Here is a 14,543-nt window from a genome sequence, read left to right as displayed (position 1 = left end):
AAAAGCGATATTGTAACGGCAAGGAGGACCGACGGGGTCGGCGTGCCGCTATATTGAATGCGCAAACAAGCGCAGTGAGGCGCACAGAACGTGCGCACTCGGAACGATATGAAACGGAATCAGACGCGCAGTTTGTCCAGCGATTTACCGCCTTCGACCCATTCCTTGACCCATTTCGGCTGGCGGCCGCGACCGGTCCACTGTTGCGACGCATTGTCCGGATTGCGATAACGAACTGCGACGGAGCCGGCATTCCCACCCGCCGATTTGCCGCCACGGCCGCTGGTGCTGATCAGGTCTTTCAAAGGCACGCCGACGCTCTGTGCGATGGCCATGATCTGTTCACGCGCCTTTTGCACTTCCTGCACCTCGCGTTTCTTCATTTCCTGCTTGATCTGCTCCTGCAGGTTGCGCAAATCGCCCAAGGACAAATTAGACAGATCCATCTTGATTCCTTATATGTAGAGTCTAGGTGTAAGGGATTTTATCGAATATTCACCAATGCTCGCAATATACTACAACTTAAATTTCTTCAGTGTTTTTTGTGCCAAATCAGCCAGCGCGGCGACTTGAATCTCACGATACGCGCGTACAACCATACGTAGCTGATAATGAACAACAGACAGAAGAATATCAAAATTCCCGTATTCCGCCAGAACACGGTTGCGGGGATAACGGCAGTGAGGGAAAACAGCCACAGGTATGGCGACGTGCGCGCATTCCTTTTCATCAGCGCACGGGCCTCTTTGCGACCGACGGTCCATTGCACGATGCGCCGGAAAATCAGGCTGTGCAGGTGGATTCCATCTGGCATTGTAGGAGATTTCCCACGCACAAACATTCGGCGATAAACGGAAAATATGGTTTCGAATGCCGGATAAATCAGCAGCAAAGCGGCATACCACGTCGATACTTGGGGATTGCGCATCACGAGCAGCAGGGCCAGTTCGCCCAGCATGAATCCGATGAAATAGGCGCCCCCGTCGCCGAGGAAGATGAGACCGACGGGATAATTCCACACGAGGAAACCGGCCGTCGCGCCCGCGACCGTCAGCGCGGACACCAGCACGAACATGTCGCCCACCTGCCAGCCCACGTAAGCCAGCGACAGCAGCATGAAGATCGTAACGACGCTCGCCAGGCCATTGAACCCATCGATGATATTCACCGCATTCGCAATGCCGGCAACGGCCAGTACGGTCAGCGGCAATATCAGCCACAACGAATCGAGGTTCCAGCTGATGAACGGCATATCGAGGCGCGCGATTTTCGCATCCAGCACGAGATAGCCGAGGAACGCGGCGACCATGGTCAATATCAGGCGACGCGAGGGACGCACCTTCCCCGTATAGTCTTCGACGATACCGCCGGCGAATGCGATCGCCGAACATCCCAGCAGCCAGACCAGCCAATAACCGAGGCCGGGCACCCGCCATACGGAAATGCCGGCGCTCAGGGCCACCGCGAGGAAGATCGGCAAACCGCCAATCCGCGCCACCGCATGCACATGCACCTTCTGCACGCCGTCGAAATTATTGTCGAGTGCCGGGCCGTGCAATTTCGAATGCTTGACGACGAGGAGCGTCAGCAGCGCGGACACGACAAAACTTACGATGAAGGAAAACATTTTATTATTTTTTAAATGCAAGCGTGCGGCATTGTAACCGGATTAGTCCCGGGAAACCGGACCTGGCAGTGTACGCGCGTGCGCCTCGACCCGATTGAGGAATTACGAAATACCGAAACTTTGACTGAGGGACAAGACAATTTACAATCGGTAATCCGTACAGCCGGGCCGGCCGCACAAAACCCGCGAGAATCCATTAGTATCGATCCTGCAAAAACGAATATGAGCGCGATGAAAACCTATGTAATCGGCGACCTGCAAGGGTGCGCCCATGAAGCGGGCCTGCTGCTGGAACGGATCGCCGCGACCGCCGGGCCGGATGTGCGCATCCTGTTTGTCGGCGACCTGATCAACCGTGGCCCCGATTCACTTGGCGCGCTGCGCCGCATGAAGGCGCTGGCGGAAACGAGCGATGGTCGCGTCGACGCCCTGCTCGGCAACCACGACCTGCACCTGCTGGCGGTGGCCGTCGGCGCCCAGAAGATGAGCCGGTCCGATACGCTGGACGAGATCCTGGCCGCGCCCGACCGCGACGAGTTGATCGACTGGCTGCGCCGGCGCCCGCTCGCAATGTTCGTCGATGCGCACCTGCTCGTTCATGCGGGCGTGGCGCCGCAGTGGACGGCCGCGCAGACGATGGCGCTGGCGGCCGAAGTCGAGACTGTGCTGCGCGGAGAACACTGGATCGAATTCCTCGGTCGGATGTACGGCAACGAGCCGGACCGCTGGGACGACGGCCTGACGGGCATCGCCCGGCTGCGCTGCATCGTCAACGCGCTCACGCGCATGCGTTTGTGCTGGCCGGACGGCCGCATGGATTTCCATCACAAGGAAAGCGACAAGGGCCCGGAAGGCACCGACCTGCAGCCGTGGTTCGACCTGCCCAACCGCCGCACGCTCGATGTCACCGTCGTGTTCGGACACTGGTCCGCGCTGGGACTCGTGCTGCGGCCGAATCTCGTGGGGTTGGACAGTGGCTGCGTGTGGGGCGGCAAGCTGACGGCGGTGTGTCTGGATGACCGGTCGCTGTTGCAGGTGGATTGTCCCGAGTACCGGGAGCACAGCGGGAAGAAATAGAGACCGTCGTCCCCGCGCACGCGGGGACCCATGCTGAGGTTCCGAAATCCGGCATTCAGAAATGCTGTAGCGTATCCAGCGTACCGAATTCTTTAGTTCAGTATGGATTCCCGCTTTCGCGGGAATGACGGGGTTGGGTCTGCCCCAACGCCCCCGCGATCGCATCGTGCGCCGCCTGCGCCAGCTCGCGCCGGTGCGCGCCCGCCGCCGGGATCGGCGTCAGGCAGGCCAGGCGCGCGACGACCGGTTCCCCGCCGAGGATGCGCACGATGCTGTCGACGAACGTCGTCTCGCCCGTGTAGTCGACGGATGGATGCCACGCACCGCCCGCGTCGACGTAGGCCAGCGCGACCGGCTGCACGGGGACGGCGGCGTCGATGGCGGCTTCGAACAGGTTGGCGTGGAACGGCAGCACTGTGCCCTGGCTGGCCGTCGTCCCTTCCGGGAAGAACGCCACGCGGCGGCGCTGGCCGAGGGCTTCCACGAGGCCCTTGAAAATGTGGCGCAGGTCGCGCCGGTTGCCGCGCGCGATGAACACCGTGCCCGCCTGCGCGACGAGCCAGCCGACGACGGGCCAGGCCCGGATCTCGGCCTTGGCCACGAAGCGGCACGGGTGCACGGCATTGATGACGAAGATGTCGAGCCACGAGATGTGGTTCGCGACGATGAGGGCGTGCGCGAGCGAGTCCTCGCCCGGCACGCGCTCGAGGCGCACGCGGCAGATGCCCAGCAGGCGTGCCGACCAGCGTTGAATGAGTCGCTCGCGCCGGGAATCACCCGCCCACGGGAACACGAGGGCGCAGGTGGCCAGGCCCTGGATGAGGTGGAGGACGAGGCGCGCGAGGCGCCACGCAAGCTTGACCTTCAATCAGCGTTCGAACGCGACGTGACCGGCGACGATCGTCGCCTTCACCTGGCCCGCCAGTTCGTAGCCGAGGAACGGCGTGTGCTTGCCCTGGCTCGCGAGGGCGGCCGCGTTGACGGTCCAGCGCGTGTCCGGATCGAACAGCACGACGTCCGCGCTCGCGCCCTGTGCCAGCGTGCCGGCGGACAGGCCTGCCGTGCGTGCCGGATCGCTCGTGATCTTCGCCAGCGCGGTCGACAGCGCGCCTGGGCTACCCTGCTCCGCCGCCCATTTCAGCATCAGCGACAGCAGCAGTTCCAGGCCGGTGGCGCCGGGCGACGCCTCGGCGAACGGCAGCAGTTTCTCGTCGTCGTCGACCGGGGTGTGGTCGGAACAGACGGCGTCCACGGTACCGTCCAGCACGGCCGCGCGGATCGCGTCGCGGTCGCGCTGGCTGCGCAGCGGCGGCGTCAGGCGCGCGTTCGAATCGAAGAAGCCGATGTCGGCATCCGTCATGTGGAGGTGGTGCACGCCGACGTCGCACGTGACCGGCAAGCCTTCCTTCTTGGCGGCGCGGATCAGGTCCAGCGCGGCGGCCGACGAGATGCGGCACAGGTGCACGCGCGCACCGGAGGCGCGCATGAGTTCGAAGATCGTGTGCAGCGCGATCGTCTCCGACATCACCGGCACGCCGGACAGGCCCAGGCGCGACGCCAGCGGGCCGCTGTGGGCGATGCCGCCGCGGCCGATGTGCGGATCCTGCGGGCGCAACCAGACGGTGTAGTCGAAGGTCTTCGCGTACTGCATGGCGCGCAGCAGCACAGTGGTGTCCGTGATCGGTTCCTCGGCCTGAGCGAAGCCGATGCAGCCGGCTTCCGTGAGCTCGGCCATCTCGGTCAGCGCCTTGCCTTTGAGGCCGACGGTCAGGGCGCCCAGCGGATGGACGTTGGCCTGGTTCAGCAGGCGCGCACGATGCTTGAGCATTTCGACGAGGCCCGGCTCGTCCAGCACGGGGTCGGTGTCGGGCGGGCACACGAGCGTCGTCACGCCACCCTGCACCGCGGCCTGCATTTCCGATTCCAGCGTGGCCTTGTATTCGTAGCCCGGCTCGCGCAGGCGGGCGGAGAGGTCGACGAGGCCCGGCGCGACGACGAGGCCGGTGGCGTCGATGGTGCACGCGGCCGTGAAGCCTTGCGGTGCGCTGCCGATGCTGGCGATCTTGCCGTCGGCGATATAAAGGTCCTGGACGGCGTCGAGGCCGGCCGCCGGGTCGATCAGGCGCCCGTTTTTAATGTGCAAATTCGTCATGCGTGACTTCCAGCCAAAATACTCATAACCGCCATGCGTACGGCGATACCGAAGGTGACCTGCGGCAGGATCACGGCCTGGGCGCCGTCCGCCACGGCCGAATCGATCTCCACGCCGCGGTTCATCGGGCCCGGGTGCATCACGATGGCGTCCGGCTTGGCGAGCGCCAGGCGCTCCGGCGTCAGGCCGTAGCTCTTGAAATACTCGCCGGCCGACGGCAGCAGCGCGCCCGACATGCGTTCGTTTTGCAGGCGCAGCATGATGATCACGTCGACGTCCTTCAGGCCCTCGTCCATGTTCGTGAAGACGCGCACGCCCATCTGTTCCAGGCCGCCCGGCAGCAGCGTGTGCGGGCCGATGGCACGCACTTCCGGCACGCCCAGCGTCGTCAGCGCGTGGATGTCCGAACGGGCCACGCGGCTGTGCAGGATGTCGCCGACGATGGCCACGCGCAGGTTCGTGAAGTCCTTCTTGTAGTGGCGGATCGTGTACATGTCGAGCAGGCCCTGCGTCGGGTGCGCGTGGCGGCCATCGCCCGCGTTCACCACGTGCACGTGGTTCTGCTTGGTGTCGTTCAGGTGCTTGGCGATCAGGTACGGCGCGCCCGACTGCGCGTGGCGCACGACGAACATGTCGGCGTGCATGGCCGAGAGGTTGTCGATCGTGTCCAGCAGCGATTCGCCCTTGCTCGTCGACGACGCGGCGATGTTCAGGTTGATGACGTCGGCCGACAGGCGCTTCGACGCGATCTCGAACGTCGTGCGCGTGCGCGTCGAGTTTTCGAAGAACAGGTTGAAGACGCTTTTCCCGCGCATCAGCGGCACCTTCTTGACCTCGCGGTCGGAGATGCTCACGAAGCTCGAGGCGGTGTCGAGGATGTGGTTGATGATGGCCTTGGGCAGTCCCTCGATGGTAAGGAGGTGCTGCAGTTCGCCGTTCTTGTTCAGTTGCGGGTTATGCATTGTCGTCTTCGATCGTGAGCGAGAGTTGGCCGTCTGCCGCGCGCGCCAGCGCGAGCGAACGGCCGGGGGCAAGCTGTGCGTGCGCGCCGACGAAATCGGCGGCGACCGGGAGTTCGCGGCCGCCGCGGTCCGCCAGCGCGGCCAGCATGATACGCTGCGGACGGCCATAATCGAACAGCACGTTGATCGCCGCGCGCACCGTGCGGCCGGTGTACAGCACGTCGTCGACGAGCACGATGGTCGCGCCGTCGACGTTGAATTCGATCCGGGTCGGCTTCACGTCCGGATGCAGGCCCTTGCGGGCATAGTCGTCGCGGTAGAACGAGACGTCGATGAAGCCCAGGCGAGATTGCAGGCCGAGGTCGGCCGCGAGACGCTCGGCCAGCCAGGCGCCGCCCGAGTGGATGCCGACGATGGCGGCATCCGCCACGCCCGTGAGACCCGCGCGCACCTGCGCGAGCAGATCGCGGTACAGGGCCTCGGCGTCCAGGCTGTCCGCGTCGTTAATATGAGTTGGCATGATCGTCAAAGTATTGTTGCAAAATGATGGCGGCGGCCTTGGCGTCGATGATCTCGCCGCGTTTGGCGGGAATGACGGCCGACGAATAGCGCTCGTCGACGAGTTCGACGGGCAGGTTGAAGCGGCCGTTCAGTTGATTCGCGAAGCGGCGCGCACGCAGGGTCATGTCGTGCTCCGCGCCGTCCGGATGGCGCGGCTCGCCCACGACGAGGCGCGCGGGGCGCCATTGTTCGATCAGGTCGCCGATGACCTTGAAGCGGGTCGCATTGTCGACCGCCTTGATGACGGACAGCGGTTGCGCCTGTCCCGTCAAAGTGTTACCCATGGCGATGCCGATGCGCTTGATGCCGAAGTCGAAGCCTAGAACGATGTCGACCATTACCTGCGTCGACTCCGGCTAAGTGTGCAACCGTCAGGCATGACCGGCCTCCGAGGCGAGCATCAGCGGGTCGATGCCCAGCAGCTTGATGGCCGCGTTGTAGCGTTCTTCGATCGGCAGGTCGAACAGCACGCGCGCGTCGGCGCTCACCGTGAGCCAGCCGTTGCGGGCGATTTCCTCTTCCAGCTGGCCCGGGCTCCACCCGGCATAGCCGATCGAGACGAGCATGCGGCGCGGGCCGGTGCCGTTGGCCACGGCTTCCAGCACGTCGATCGACGTCGTAAACGCGACGTCGTCGGTGACGCTCAGCGACGAGGAATAACGGCCGCCGGGCGAATGCAGCACGAAGCCGCGGTCGTCCTGGACCGGGCCGCCGAACATGATCGGCTCGTCCTCGACGCTGGCGCGCAGGCCTTCCGCCACCTTCAGGTCGATGCGGTCGAACAGCACGTCCATGGTCATGTCGGTGGGCTTGTTGATGACGACGCCGAGCACGCCCTTCTCGTTGTGCTCGCAGATATACACGACAGTGCCGCCGAAGATCGGGTCATTCATGGACGGCATGGCGATCAAGAAATGATTAGCCAAGTTCAGCTGTGACGACGGGGATGCGCTCATCATGCCGAGGGCGGGCGTATCTTCCTGGGGCATCCCGGGCATGGTTAGAGGCTTGCCGACCTTACTTTTTTTCATGCTCATACTCTCTGTTGGCTCACTCTCTGGGTTACCGCGGCATTGCTACGCTGAAAAGCTGGACTTTTCGCTAGTTTACACCGAATTGCCCGACCGGCCACGGAAGCCGCTCGGCGGGGCAAACCTGAGAGATGGTAGACAGTAAAATTCTGGACTGCATTGACTCAACACACAGAAGATGACTCTGAGAAACTCTTTGGTCTGGTTCCGGCGCGATCTGCGCGTGGACGACCATGCCGCGCTGCATCACGCCCTGCTCTCCTCACGCCGGGTGATTGGCGTGTTCGTGTTCGATACGGACATCCTGGCCGGTCTGCCGTCCGACGACCGGCGCGTTCAATTTCTGCTCGACAGCGTGCGCGAACTGGATGCGCGCCTGCATGCTATGGGAGGTTATCTCATCGTGCGGCACGGGCGCGCCACGCAGGTGATCCCGGCGCTGGCGGCCGAACTGGATGCTGAATCCGTGTTCGCCAACCGCGACTACGAGCCGCAGGCCATCGCGCGCGACCGGGCCGTGCAGGACGCCTTGCGCGCGGCCGGCCGCAGCCTGCAGACGTTCAAGGATCAGGTCATCTTCGAACAGGATGAGGTATTGACGCTGGCCGGCGGCCCCTATTCCGTCTTTACACCGTACAGGAACGCGTGGCTGAAACGCCTCGCGCGCGAGCCGGAGGCGCTGCGGCCGTACGAGACGGCGCCTCACGCGGGCGCGCTCGCGCCGCCGCCTGCGGATCACGTCCTGCCTTCGCTCGCGGATCTCGGTTTCGTCCCGAACGCGGCCCCCATCGCGCATCCCGGCATGACGGGCGCGGAGGCACTGCTGGCGCAGTTCGGGCAGCGCCTCGCGCGCTACGACCACGACCGCGATTACCCGGCGCTGGACGCCACGTCGCGCCTGTCGATCCACCTGCGCTTCGGCACGCTCTCCGTGCGCCGCCTCGTCGCCATGCTGCAGGAACGCATTGCCGACGGCAGCGGCGGCCCGGGTGCGCCCGTGTGGCTGTCGGAACTGGTCTGGCGCGAGTTCTACATGATGATCCTGGCGCGCCATCCGCGCGTGGTCACGCAATCGTTCAAGGCCGCCTTCGATGCCGTCGCGTGGGACGAGGGGCCGGATGCGGACGCGCTGTTCGACGCGTGGTGCGCGGGCCGCACGGGCTATCCGCTCGTCGACGCGGCCATGCTGCAGCTGGAACGCACGGGTTTCATGCACAACCGCCTGCGCATGGTGACGGCCAGCTTTTTGACGAAGGACCTTGGGATCGACTGGCGGCGTGGGGAGCGCTGGTTCGCGCTGAAACTGAACGATTACGAACTGGCGTCGAACAACGGCGGCTGGCAGTGGGCAGCGTCGACGGGGTGCGACGCGCAGCCGTGGTTCCGCATCTTCAACCCGGTGACGCAGTCGAAGCGGTTCGATCCGGACGGGGCGTTCATCCGGCAGTACCTGCCGCAGCTGGCCGGCTTGAGCGGGGCGGCCATTCATGCGCCGTGGCTGGCGAAGCCGGAGGTCTTACAGAAGGCCGGGGTCGTGCTCGGCAAGGATTATCCGGTGCCGGTGGTGGATCACGAAGAAGCGAGAGAAAAAACACTGGCGCGCTTCAAGGCGATCCGCGACACCTGAACGTCGTTCCCGCGAGAGCGGGAACCCATACTGAGCTGACGCTACCTACATCGGATGCTCAGTATGGATCCCCGCTTTCGCGGGGATGACGGCTGTCGAGCAACCCGGTAATCGCCGCCAGCAACGCATCTTCCTGGTACGGCTTGCCGAAATAGGCATCGACACCGAGCCCCAGCGCCACGTTGCGGTGCTTGTCCGCCGTGCGCGACGTGATCATGATGATCGGCAGCGCGGCCGTGGCGGCGTCCCCGCGCACGTGGCGCGTGAGGTCGAAGCCGTCCATGCGCGGCATCTCGATATCAACCAGCATCAGGTCGGGCCGCATCTCCTGCATCTGCTCGAGCGCGTCGACGCCGTCCTTGGCCAGCAGCACGCGATAGCCTTCGCGCTCCAGCAGGCGCTGCGTGACCTTGCGCACGGTGAGCGAATCGTCGACGACCATGATGGTCGCGATGCGCGCGGCCGGCGCCGGTGCAGGCATCTCCACGGCACGACCCGGACGCGCGCCCTGCCCGGCCAGCTGCACCGGGTCGAGGATCAGCACGATCTCGCCCGAACCGAGCACCGTGGCGCCGGCGATGCCCGGCATGCGGGCCAGCTGCGGCCCGATGTTCTTGATGACCACCTCGCGGTTGCCCAGCACCTCGTCCACCCGCACGGCGACGCGCGTGTTGCCGCTCCTGAGGACCAGCACCGGCGACGAGCGCTGGCCGCCGGCACCGCCGGGTTCGTGCAGCAGCGCAGGCAGGTAGTGCAGCGGGACGTTCTCGCCGTGGACGTTGATCGCCCCTGCCGCGAAGGCCGCATCCAGGTCCGCCTCGCGCACCTGCAGCACCTGTTCGACCAGCACGGCCGGCAGCGCATGCGTGCGCGTGCCGCTGGCGACGAGCACGACCTGGGTGACCGCCAGGGTGAGCGGCAGGTGAATGGCGAAGGCGGCGCCGCGGCCCGGCGTCGTCTCGACGTCGACGCGGCCGCCCAGCGCGCGCGCTTCCGAGCGCACGACGTCCATGCCCACGCCGCGGCCGGCCAGCTCCGTCAGCGCGTCCGCCGTCGAGAAGCCGGGTTCGAACACGAGCTCCGCCGCATCCTGGTCGGACACGTCCTCGCCGTCGGCCAGCAGCCCGAGGGATGCCGCCTTGGCGCGGATGCGGCCCAGGTCGAGGCCCGCGCCGTCGTCGGCAAAGCGGATCTCGACTTCGTTGCCCTGCTGGCTCACCTGCACGAGCAGCTCGCCCGTCTCCGGCTTGCCGGCCGCCAGGCGCTGGTCGCGCGGCTCGATGCCGTGCACGATGGCGTTGCGCAGCAGGTGTTCGAACGGCGCGGCCATGCGTTCCAACACGCTGCGGTCGATCTCGACGCCGCCGCCGCGGATGTCCAGGTTGACGCGCTTGTCCATTTCCTTGGCAGTCTGGCGCGCCACGCGGAACAGGCGCTCGGACAGGCTCGCGAACGGCACCATCCGCACCCGCATCAGGTCGCGCTGCAGCTCGCGCGTGAGGCGCGACTGCGCGGCCAGGTCGTCGGCCGCCGCCTCCACCGTGCGCGCGAGGCCGTCGTGGAACGAACCGACGTCGTTCACACTCTCGGCCATCATGCGCGTGAGTTCCTGCAGGCGCGTGAAGCGGTCGAATTCGAGCGGGTCGAATTCGCGCTCGCCCGCGATCGACAGGCGCGACGCGATCTGCGATTCCGCCTGCACCTCCACTTCGCGCAACTGGCGCCGCAGGTTGGCAAGGTTGTCGGAGAATTCGGCCAGCATGCCCTTCAGCGCGCCGACCTGCGTCTCCAGCTTCGAGCGCGTGATCGACACCTCGCCGGCCTGGTTGACGAGCCGGTCGAGGATGTCGGCGCGCACGCGCACGAGCGGCGCGCGCGCGGCCTGCTCGTCCGCGGGCGGTGCCGGCAGCGCGGGTTCCGGTGCCGGAGCAGGTTGGAACACCGGCGCGCCCGGCTGCTGCAGCTGTTCGAACAGCAGCTGCGCCTGGTCGTAGTTGGCGAGCAGTTCGTCGAAGGCGGCCGGGTTCGTCGTCCCCGCGTGCAGCATGTTCTCGATCTGCGTTTCCAGCGCGTGCGTGTGCTGGCCGAGGCGCATCGCGCCGGCCATGCGCGCGCTGCCCTTCACCGTGTGCAGGGCACGCAGCAGGCCTTGCGCGACGGCCACGTCGGCCGGGTTCAGCTGCCACTGGCGCAGGCCGTTGCCGATCTGCGGCAGCAGGTCCGACGCCTCTTCCATGAAGACGGGCAGCAGGTCCGGATCGAGGTCGTCGACGAAGACCGGCTCGGCGGCCAGGACCGCGTCCGCTTCCGGTTCCGCGACGGGTTCCGGCTGCGGCACGGGTTCCGGCTCGCGCCCTGGCTCGGGTATGGGCGCCGGGATGTCGAACAGCGCATCGATGTCGATGACTTCTTCCGCCTCCGCCGGCGCCGGCTCCGGCGTGGGCTCGGCCTGCTCCAGCGTGGGCGCGGCGAACGGATCGTCGAAGTACGCGTCGAACAGATCGTCGACGGCGCTCACGGCAGGATCTTCCTGGCGCGGTGCCGGCGCGCGCGGCGCCAGTTCCGTGCTGGCGGGCAGGGACGGCGTGCCGGTGGCAAGCGGCGGATCGGCCAGGATGCTCGCATAGGTGGCGGCAAACAGCGCGTCCAGGCGCTGCGCCAGTTCCGGTTCGGCGTCGGCGATGACGGCATCGGCGCGCTGGCGCCCCAGCTCGTCGCGCAGCGCTTCCAGGCGCGCCAGCAGTTCCGGCTGCGCGGGCGCCAGTTCGCCCAAGGCGAACACCTGCAGCATGATGCGCACGCGCTCGACCGTTTCGTCCAGCAGGTCGAACTGGCTACCTTCCAGCGGCGGGACGGCCACCTGCAGCGCTTCTTCCAGCGCCACGGCCAGTTCGCGCAGCGCGTTGAAGCCGACGGTGGCCGACGTGCCGCCCAGCGTGTGCGCCGCCTTCAACGCCTGCGCCGACACGGCGCGCAGCGGTTCCGCGCGCCAGGCGGCGAAGTCCTCGGCCAAGGTGCGCACCAGTTCCTCGGTCTCGCCGAGGTAGATGTTGTACAGCGGGAGCGGAATCTCCAGGTCGCCCACGTGCCGCACGTTCGCTTCCGACACGGGGAACGCGAGCACGTTGTCCGGCAGCTCTTCCGTGGACAGGGCCGGCAGCGGCGCGGGCGCCTCGTCCGGCGCGACGTCGAAGCCGGCGGCAGGTTCGACCGGTTCCGGTGGCGGCGCGGATGCGGCAGGCACGGCATCGAGCGCGCCGACCGTCTCCGGTGCCAGCTCCGCCGGCGCATCGAGGACTGGCACCTCCGGCGTCGACACCAGCGGCTCGGGGGCTTCTTCCGACAACGCGAACGTTCCGCCCTCCTGCACGCGCAGGGCAGCCCCGACGAGCGCCGCGCCATCGCGCTGCGATCCGCCGGCCGCCAGTTCATCGACCCACGCCCCCAGCTCCGCATGCGCCTGCGCGAGCAGCGCCAGCAGGTCCGGCGTGGCGGCGCGCGCCTCGGCCAGCCACAGGTTCATGACTTTTTCGATGGCCGCCGCCGCCGCCGCGAACTGCTCGAGGTTCACCATGCGGCTGCTGCCCTTGAGCGTATGGAAGCCGCGGCGCAGGCGCGTGAGCGTGTCCTGGTCGGCCGGGTTGGCCTCGGCGGCCGGCAGCGCGTTGCCGACGACGTCCAGCACCTCGCGCGCCTCGCCGATGAAGATCTCCAGCAGTTCGGCGTCGACGGCGTCCGGTGCCTCCACCGGCGCGGCTTGCGGCTCCGAAGGCGCCGGTGCTTCGAGCGGCAGCTCATGGAACAGGCCCGCCGCGGCATCGAAGCGGTAGCGCTGGCGCGCCCCGTCCACGTTCTGCGCCAGCGCGTCCGTGAAGAAGCCGAGCGCGCCGATGTTGCGGGCCAGGTTGTCCAGCACGGCGCCGCGCGCCGCGGCATCCGGCTGCGTCTCGATGAGCGTGCGCACCTGGGCACGCACATGATCGACCGCCTGCATGGCCTGCTCCTGGTCGAGGATGGCCAGCGCGCCCTGCAACTGGTGCAGCAGCGGGTCGACCTGTGCGAGCGACGCGATGCGGGCCGGGTCTTCGTAGTAGTCGTCGATGAGCTTTTCGACCTGGCGCAGGCCGGTGCGGATCTCGCCCGCCAGCACGGCCACGGTCTGGCCCTGCTGCAGCTCGCGCGCCATCTCGCCGTGCCACACCGGGGCATCCGGCGGGGTCTCGCCGTGCGCCAGCGCGAGCAGGCGCTGGCCGACGGCTTCCGCATGCTGGCTAAAGTCCTCGGGGAGCTGGCGCACCTGGTCCAGCCCGTGCTCGACGAACAGCATGGCCTCGGCCATCTCGAGACTGAACTGGTCGCTGCGGCCGCCCGCCATCGATTCGCTGGCGGCCTGTCCCAGTTCGCGCAGCAGGTGCGCGAGCTGCGGCGCGCCCAGCTTCTCGCTGGCGCCGGCCAGCTTCGCCAACGCGTCGTTGAAGCCGCCATCGAGCACGTCGCCGCCTTCCGTGGCAACGCGGTCCCAGCCCTGCTTGGTCTCGATCAGCGCTTCCTTGGCATCCTTCAGCACCTCCGGGTCGACCTTGCCGTAGCGGCGTTCCAGGTAGTCCGCCGGCACCTGGCCGCCGACGTGGTAGGCGTCGCGCAGCTGGCGCGCTTCAAGCGTCGGTTCGGGCGCGGCCGAGATGAAGAACAGCGCGTCGCGCAGCAGCGCTTCCGGCAGCTCGGTATGCCCTTGTGCGGCACGGCGCAACGCCAGGTTGATCTGGCCGAACAGCTGTTTCACGTACAGGTCGGGCGCCACCTGGCCGGCCGCGACGAGGTCGGCGACGGCCTGCAGCGCCAGCCAGAACGCGTGCGGCTCCGCCTGCGGTTGGCCGTGCACGACGCCCGCCAGGGCATCGCGCATGGCGGCCGCCTGGGCGCGCTGGGCATCGACGTCCTGGCTGCGCAGGAACGGCAGCAGCGCCTTTTCGAATGCGGCGCGGGTCGCGGCGTAGTCCGGCATCGGGCCGGCGCCGCCTGCCGGCAACAAGGCCGGCGCGAGGTCCAGTACGAGCATCTGCCCCGGGTGGACGCGCTCCACGCCCAATAACTCCTGCAGCGCGCGGTAGTACGGGAACAGCCGCACGGGTTGCGGCGCCGCGCCGTCGAGCAGCTCTTCCAGGTATTCGACGAGCGCCCGGTACGCCTCGCCGACGGCCCCGGCACGCTCAAGCTCGAGCGCAAGGGTGCCGTCCTTGAAGCGGTCGATGACCTGTTCGGCCGCCTCGCTCAGGCGTTCGACGCCGGCCACGTCGACCATCTGCAGGGCTCCGTGGGCCTGGTGCAGGTGCGACTTGGCATGCAGCAGCAGCGTGGGCTGCGCTTCCTGAGTGCGGCCGGCCGCATCCTGCAGCGCCTTGGCGGAACGCCCGAGGGCGTCGCGGATTTCACCGATGACCCAGGACAGGGGGCCGGTGTCGAAAGGCGGTGCGGCGGAGGCGGACGAAAACTGGGTCATGTGGAT

At 67.0% G+C, this 14,543-nt stretch carries 11 protein-coding genes; 2 read left to right on the top strand and 9 right to left on the bottom strand.

Going from position 1 to position 14,543, the window contains the following annotated elements; translation table 11 throughout:
• Positions 1 to 119 precede the first annotated feature (119 nt).
• Both P0M04_RS12975 and P0M04_RS12970 read right to left on the bottom strand, forming a co-directional pair.
• A complete protein-coding gene (locus P0M04_RS12975) occupies positions 120 to 446 on the bottom strand; it encodes an H-NS histone family protein (protein WP_259449679.1) in 327 nt (108 codons plus the stop codon).
• Positions 447 to 532: 86 nt separating this feature from the next.
• Positions 533 to 1,627: a glycosyltransferase family 4 protein gene (locus tag P0M04_RS12970; protein ID WP_259449678.1), complete on the bottom strand. Its 1,095-nt coding sequence runs from the start codon at positions 1,625 to 1,627 to the stop codon at positions 533 to 535.
• A 231-nt stretch (positions 1,628 to 1,858) separates the two neighbouring features.
• Here P0M04_RS12970 and P0M04_RS12965 point away from each other — a divergent pair, with 231 nt between their 5' ends.
• Positions 1,859 to 2,704: a symmetrical bis(5'-nucleosyl)-tetraphosphatase gene (locus P0M04_RS12965; RefSeq protein WP_259449677.1), complete on the top strand. Its 846-nt coding sequence runs from the start codon at positions 1,859 to 1,861 to the stop codon at positions 2,702 to 2,704.
• A 97-nt stretch (positions 2,705 to 2,801) separates the two neighbouring features.
• Here the strand turns inward: P0M04_RS12965 and P0M04_RS12960 are convergent, their stop codons facing one another.
• From P0M04_RS12960 to P0M04_RS12935, 6 genes are read right to left on the bottom strand one after another with little or no spacing between them, the layout of a single operon-like run.
• A complete protein-coding gene (locus P0M04_RS12960) occupies positions 2,802 to 3,572 on the bottom strand; it encodes a lysophospholipid acyltransferase family protein (protein ID WP_259449676.1) in 771 nt (256 codons plus the stop codon).
• Positions 3,573 to 4,856, bottom strand: a complete 1,284-nt coding sequence (locus P0M04_RS12955; protein WP_259449675.1) for a dihydroorotase — start codon at positions 4,854 to 4,856, stop codon at positions 3,573 to 3,575. It abuts the gene before it with no gap.
• Entirely contained in the window at positions 4,853 to 5,818 is a 966-nt protein-coding gene (locus P0M04_RS12950; protein ID WP_025511864.1) for an aspartate carbamoyltransferase catalytic subunit, read from the bottom strand. The genes P0M04_RS12955 and P0M04_RS12950 overlap by 4 nt, the downstream gene beginning before the upstream one ends.
• Entirely contained in the window at positions 5,811 to 6,338 is a 528-nt protein-coding gene (gene pyrR, locus P0M04_RS12945; RefSeq protein WP_259449674.1) for a bifunctional pyr operon transcriptional regulator/uracil phosphoribosyltransferase PyrR, read from the bottom strand. Before pyrR ends, P0M04_RS12950 begins: the two co-directional genes overlap by 8 nt.
• Positions 6,322 to 6,717, bottom strand: coding sequence for a Holliday junction resolvase RuvX (ruvX, locus tag P0M04_RS12940; protein WP_025511860.1), 396 nt, complete (start codon positions 6,715 to 6,717; stop codon positions 6,322 to 6,324). The genes pyrR and ruvX overlap by 17 nt, the downstream gene beginning before the upstream one ends.
• Before the next feature lie 33 nt (positions 6,718 to 6,750).
• A complete protein-coding gene (locus P0M04_RS12935) occupies positions 6,751 to 7,410 on the bottom strand; it encodes a YqgE/AlgH family protein (RefSeq protein ID WP_371877318.1) in 660 nt (219 codons plus the stop codon).
• Positions 7,411 to 7,588: 178 nt separating this feature from the next.
• On the opposite strand from P0M04_RS12935, the gene P0M04_RS12930 reads away from it, so the two are divergent.
• Positions 7,589 to 9,037 carry a cryptochrome/photolyase family protein gene (locus tag P0M04_RS12930; protein ID WP_259449672.1) on the top strand — a complete coding sequence of 483 codons (1,449 nt, stop codon included), beginning with the start codon at positions 7,589 to 7,591 and terminating at the stop codon, positions 9,035 to 9,037.
• A gap of 58 nt (positions 9,038 to 9,095) precedes the next feature.
• On the opposite strand, the gene P0M04_RS12925 is transcribed toward P0M04_RS12930, so the two are convergent.
• A complete protein-coding gene (locus P0M04_RS12925; RefSeq protein ID WP_259449671.1) occupies positions 9,096 to 14,537 on the bottom strand; it encodes a hybrid sensor histidine kinase/response regulator in 5,442 nt (1,813 codons plus the stop codon).
• Positions 14,538 to 14,543: the final 6 nt, after the last annotated feature.

The sequence above is a fragment of the Telluria mixta genome (assembly GCF_029223865.1).
Classification (GTDB): Bacteria; Pseudomonadota; Gammaproteobacteria; order Burkholderiales; family Burkholderiaceae_D; genus Telluria; species Telluria mixta.
The sequence above is the reverse complement of the archived record's forward strand: the minus strand, read 5'-3'. Positions and strand labels throughout refer to the sequence as shown.

Bases quoted from the DNA above. Each gene is read 5' to 3' on its own strand.
- P0M04_RS12975 (WP_259449679.1), bottom strand. From the start codon at position 446: ATGGATCTGTCTAATTTGTCCTTGGGCGATTTGCGCAACCTGCAGGAG.
- P0M04_RS12935 (WP_371877318.1), bottom strand. From the start codon at position 7,410: ATGAAAAAAAGTAAGGTCGGCAAGCCTCTAACCATGCCCGGGATGCCC.
- P0M04_RS12965 (WP_259449677.1), top strand. From the start codon at position 1,859: ATGAAAACCTATGTAATCGGCGACCTGCAAGGGTGCGCCCATGAAGCG.
- P0M04_RS12970 (WP_259449678.1), bottom strand. From the start codon at position 1,627: ATGTTTTCCTTCATCGTAAGTTTTGTCGTGTCCGCGCTGCTGACGCTC.
- ruvX (WP_025511860.1), bottom strand. From the start codon at position 6,717: ATGGTCGACATCGTTCTAGGCTTCGACTTCGGCATCAAGCGCATCGGC.
- P0M04_RS12950 (WP_025511864.1), bottom strand. From the start codon at position 5,818: ATGCATAACCCGCAACTGAACAAGAACGGCGAACTGCAGCACCTCCTT.
- P0M04_RS12925 (WP_259449671.1), bottom strand. From the start codon at position 14,537: ATGACCCAGTTTTCGTCCGCCTCCGCCGCACCGCCTTTCGACACCGGC.
- P0M04_RS12955 (WP_259449675.1), bottom strand. From the start codon at position 4,856: ATGACGAATTTGCACATTAAAAACGGGCGCCTGATCGACCCGGCGGCC.
- pyrR (WP_259449674.1), bottom strand. From the start codon at position 6,338: ATGCCAACTCATATTAACGACGCGGACAGCCTGGACGCCGAGGCCCTG.
- P0M04_RS12930 (WP_259449672.1), top strand. From the start codon at position 7,589: ATGACTCTGAGAAACTCTTTGGTCTGGTTCCGGCGCGATCTGCGCGTG.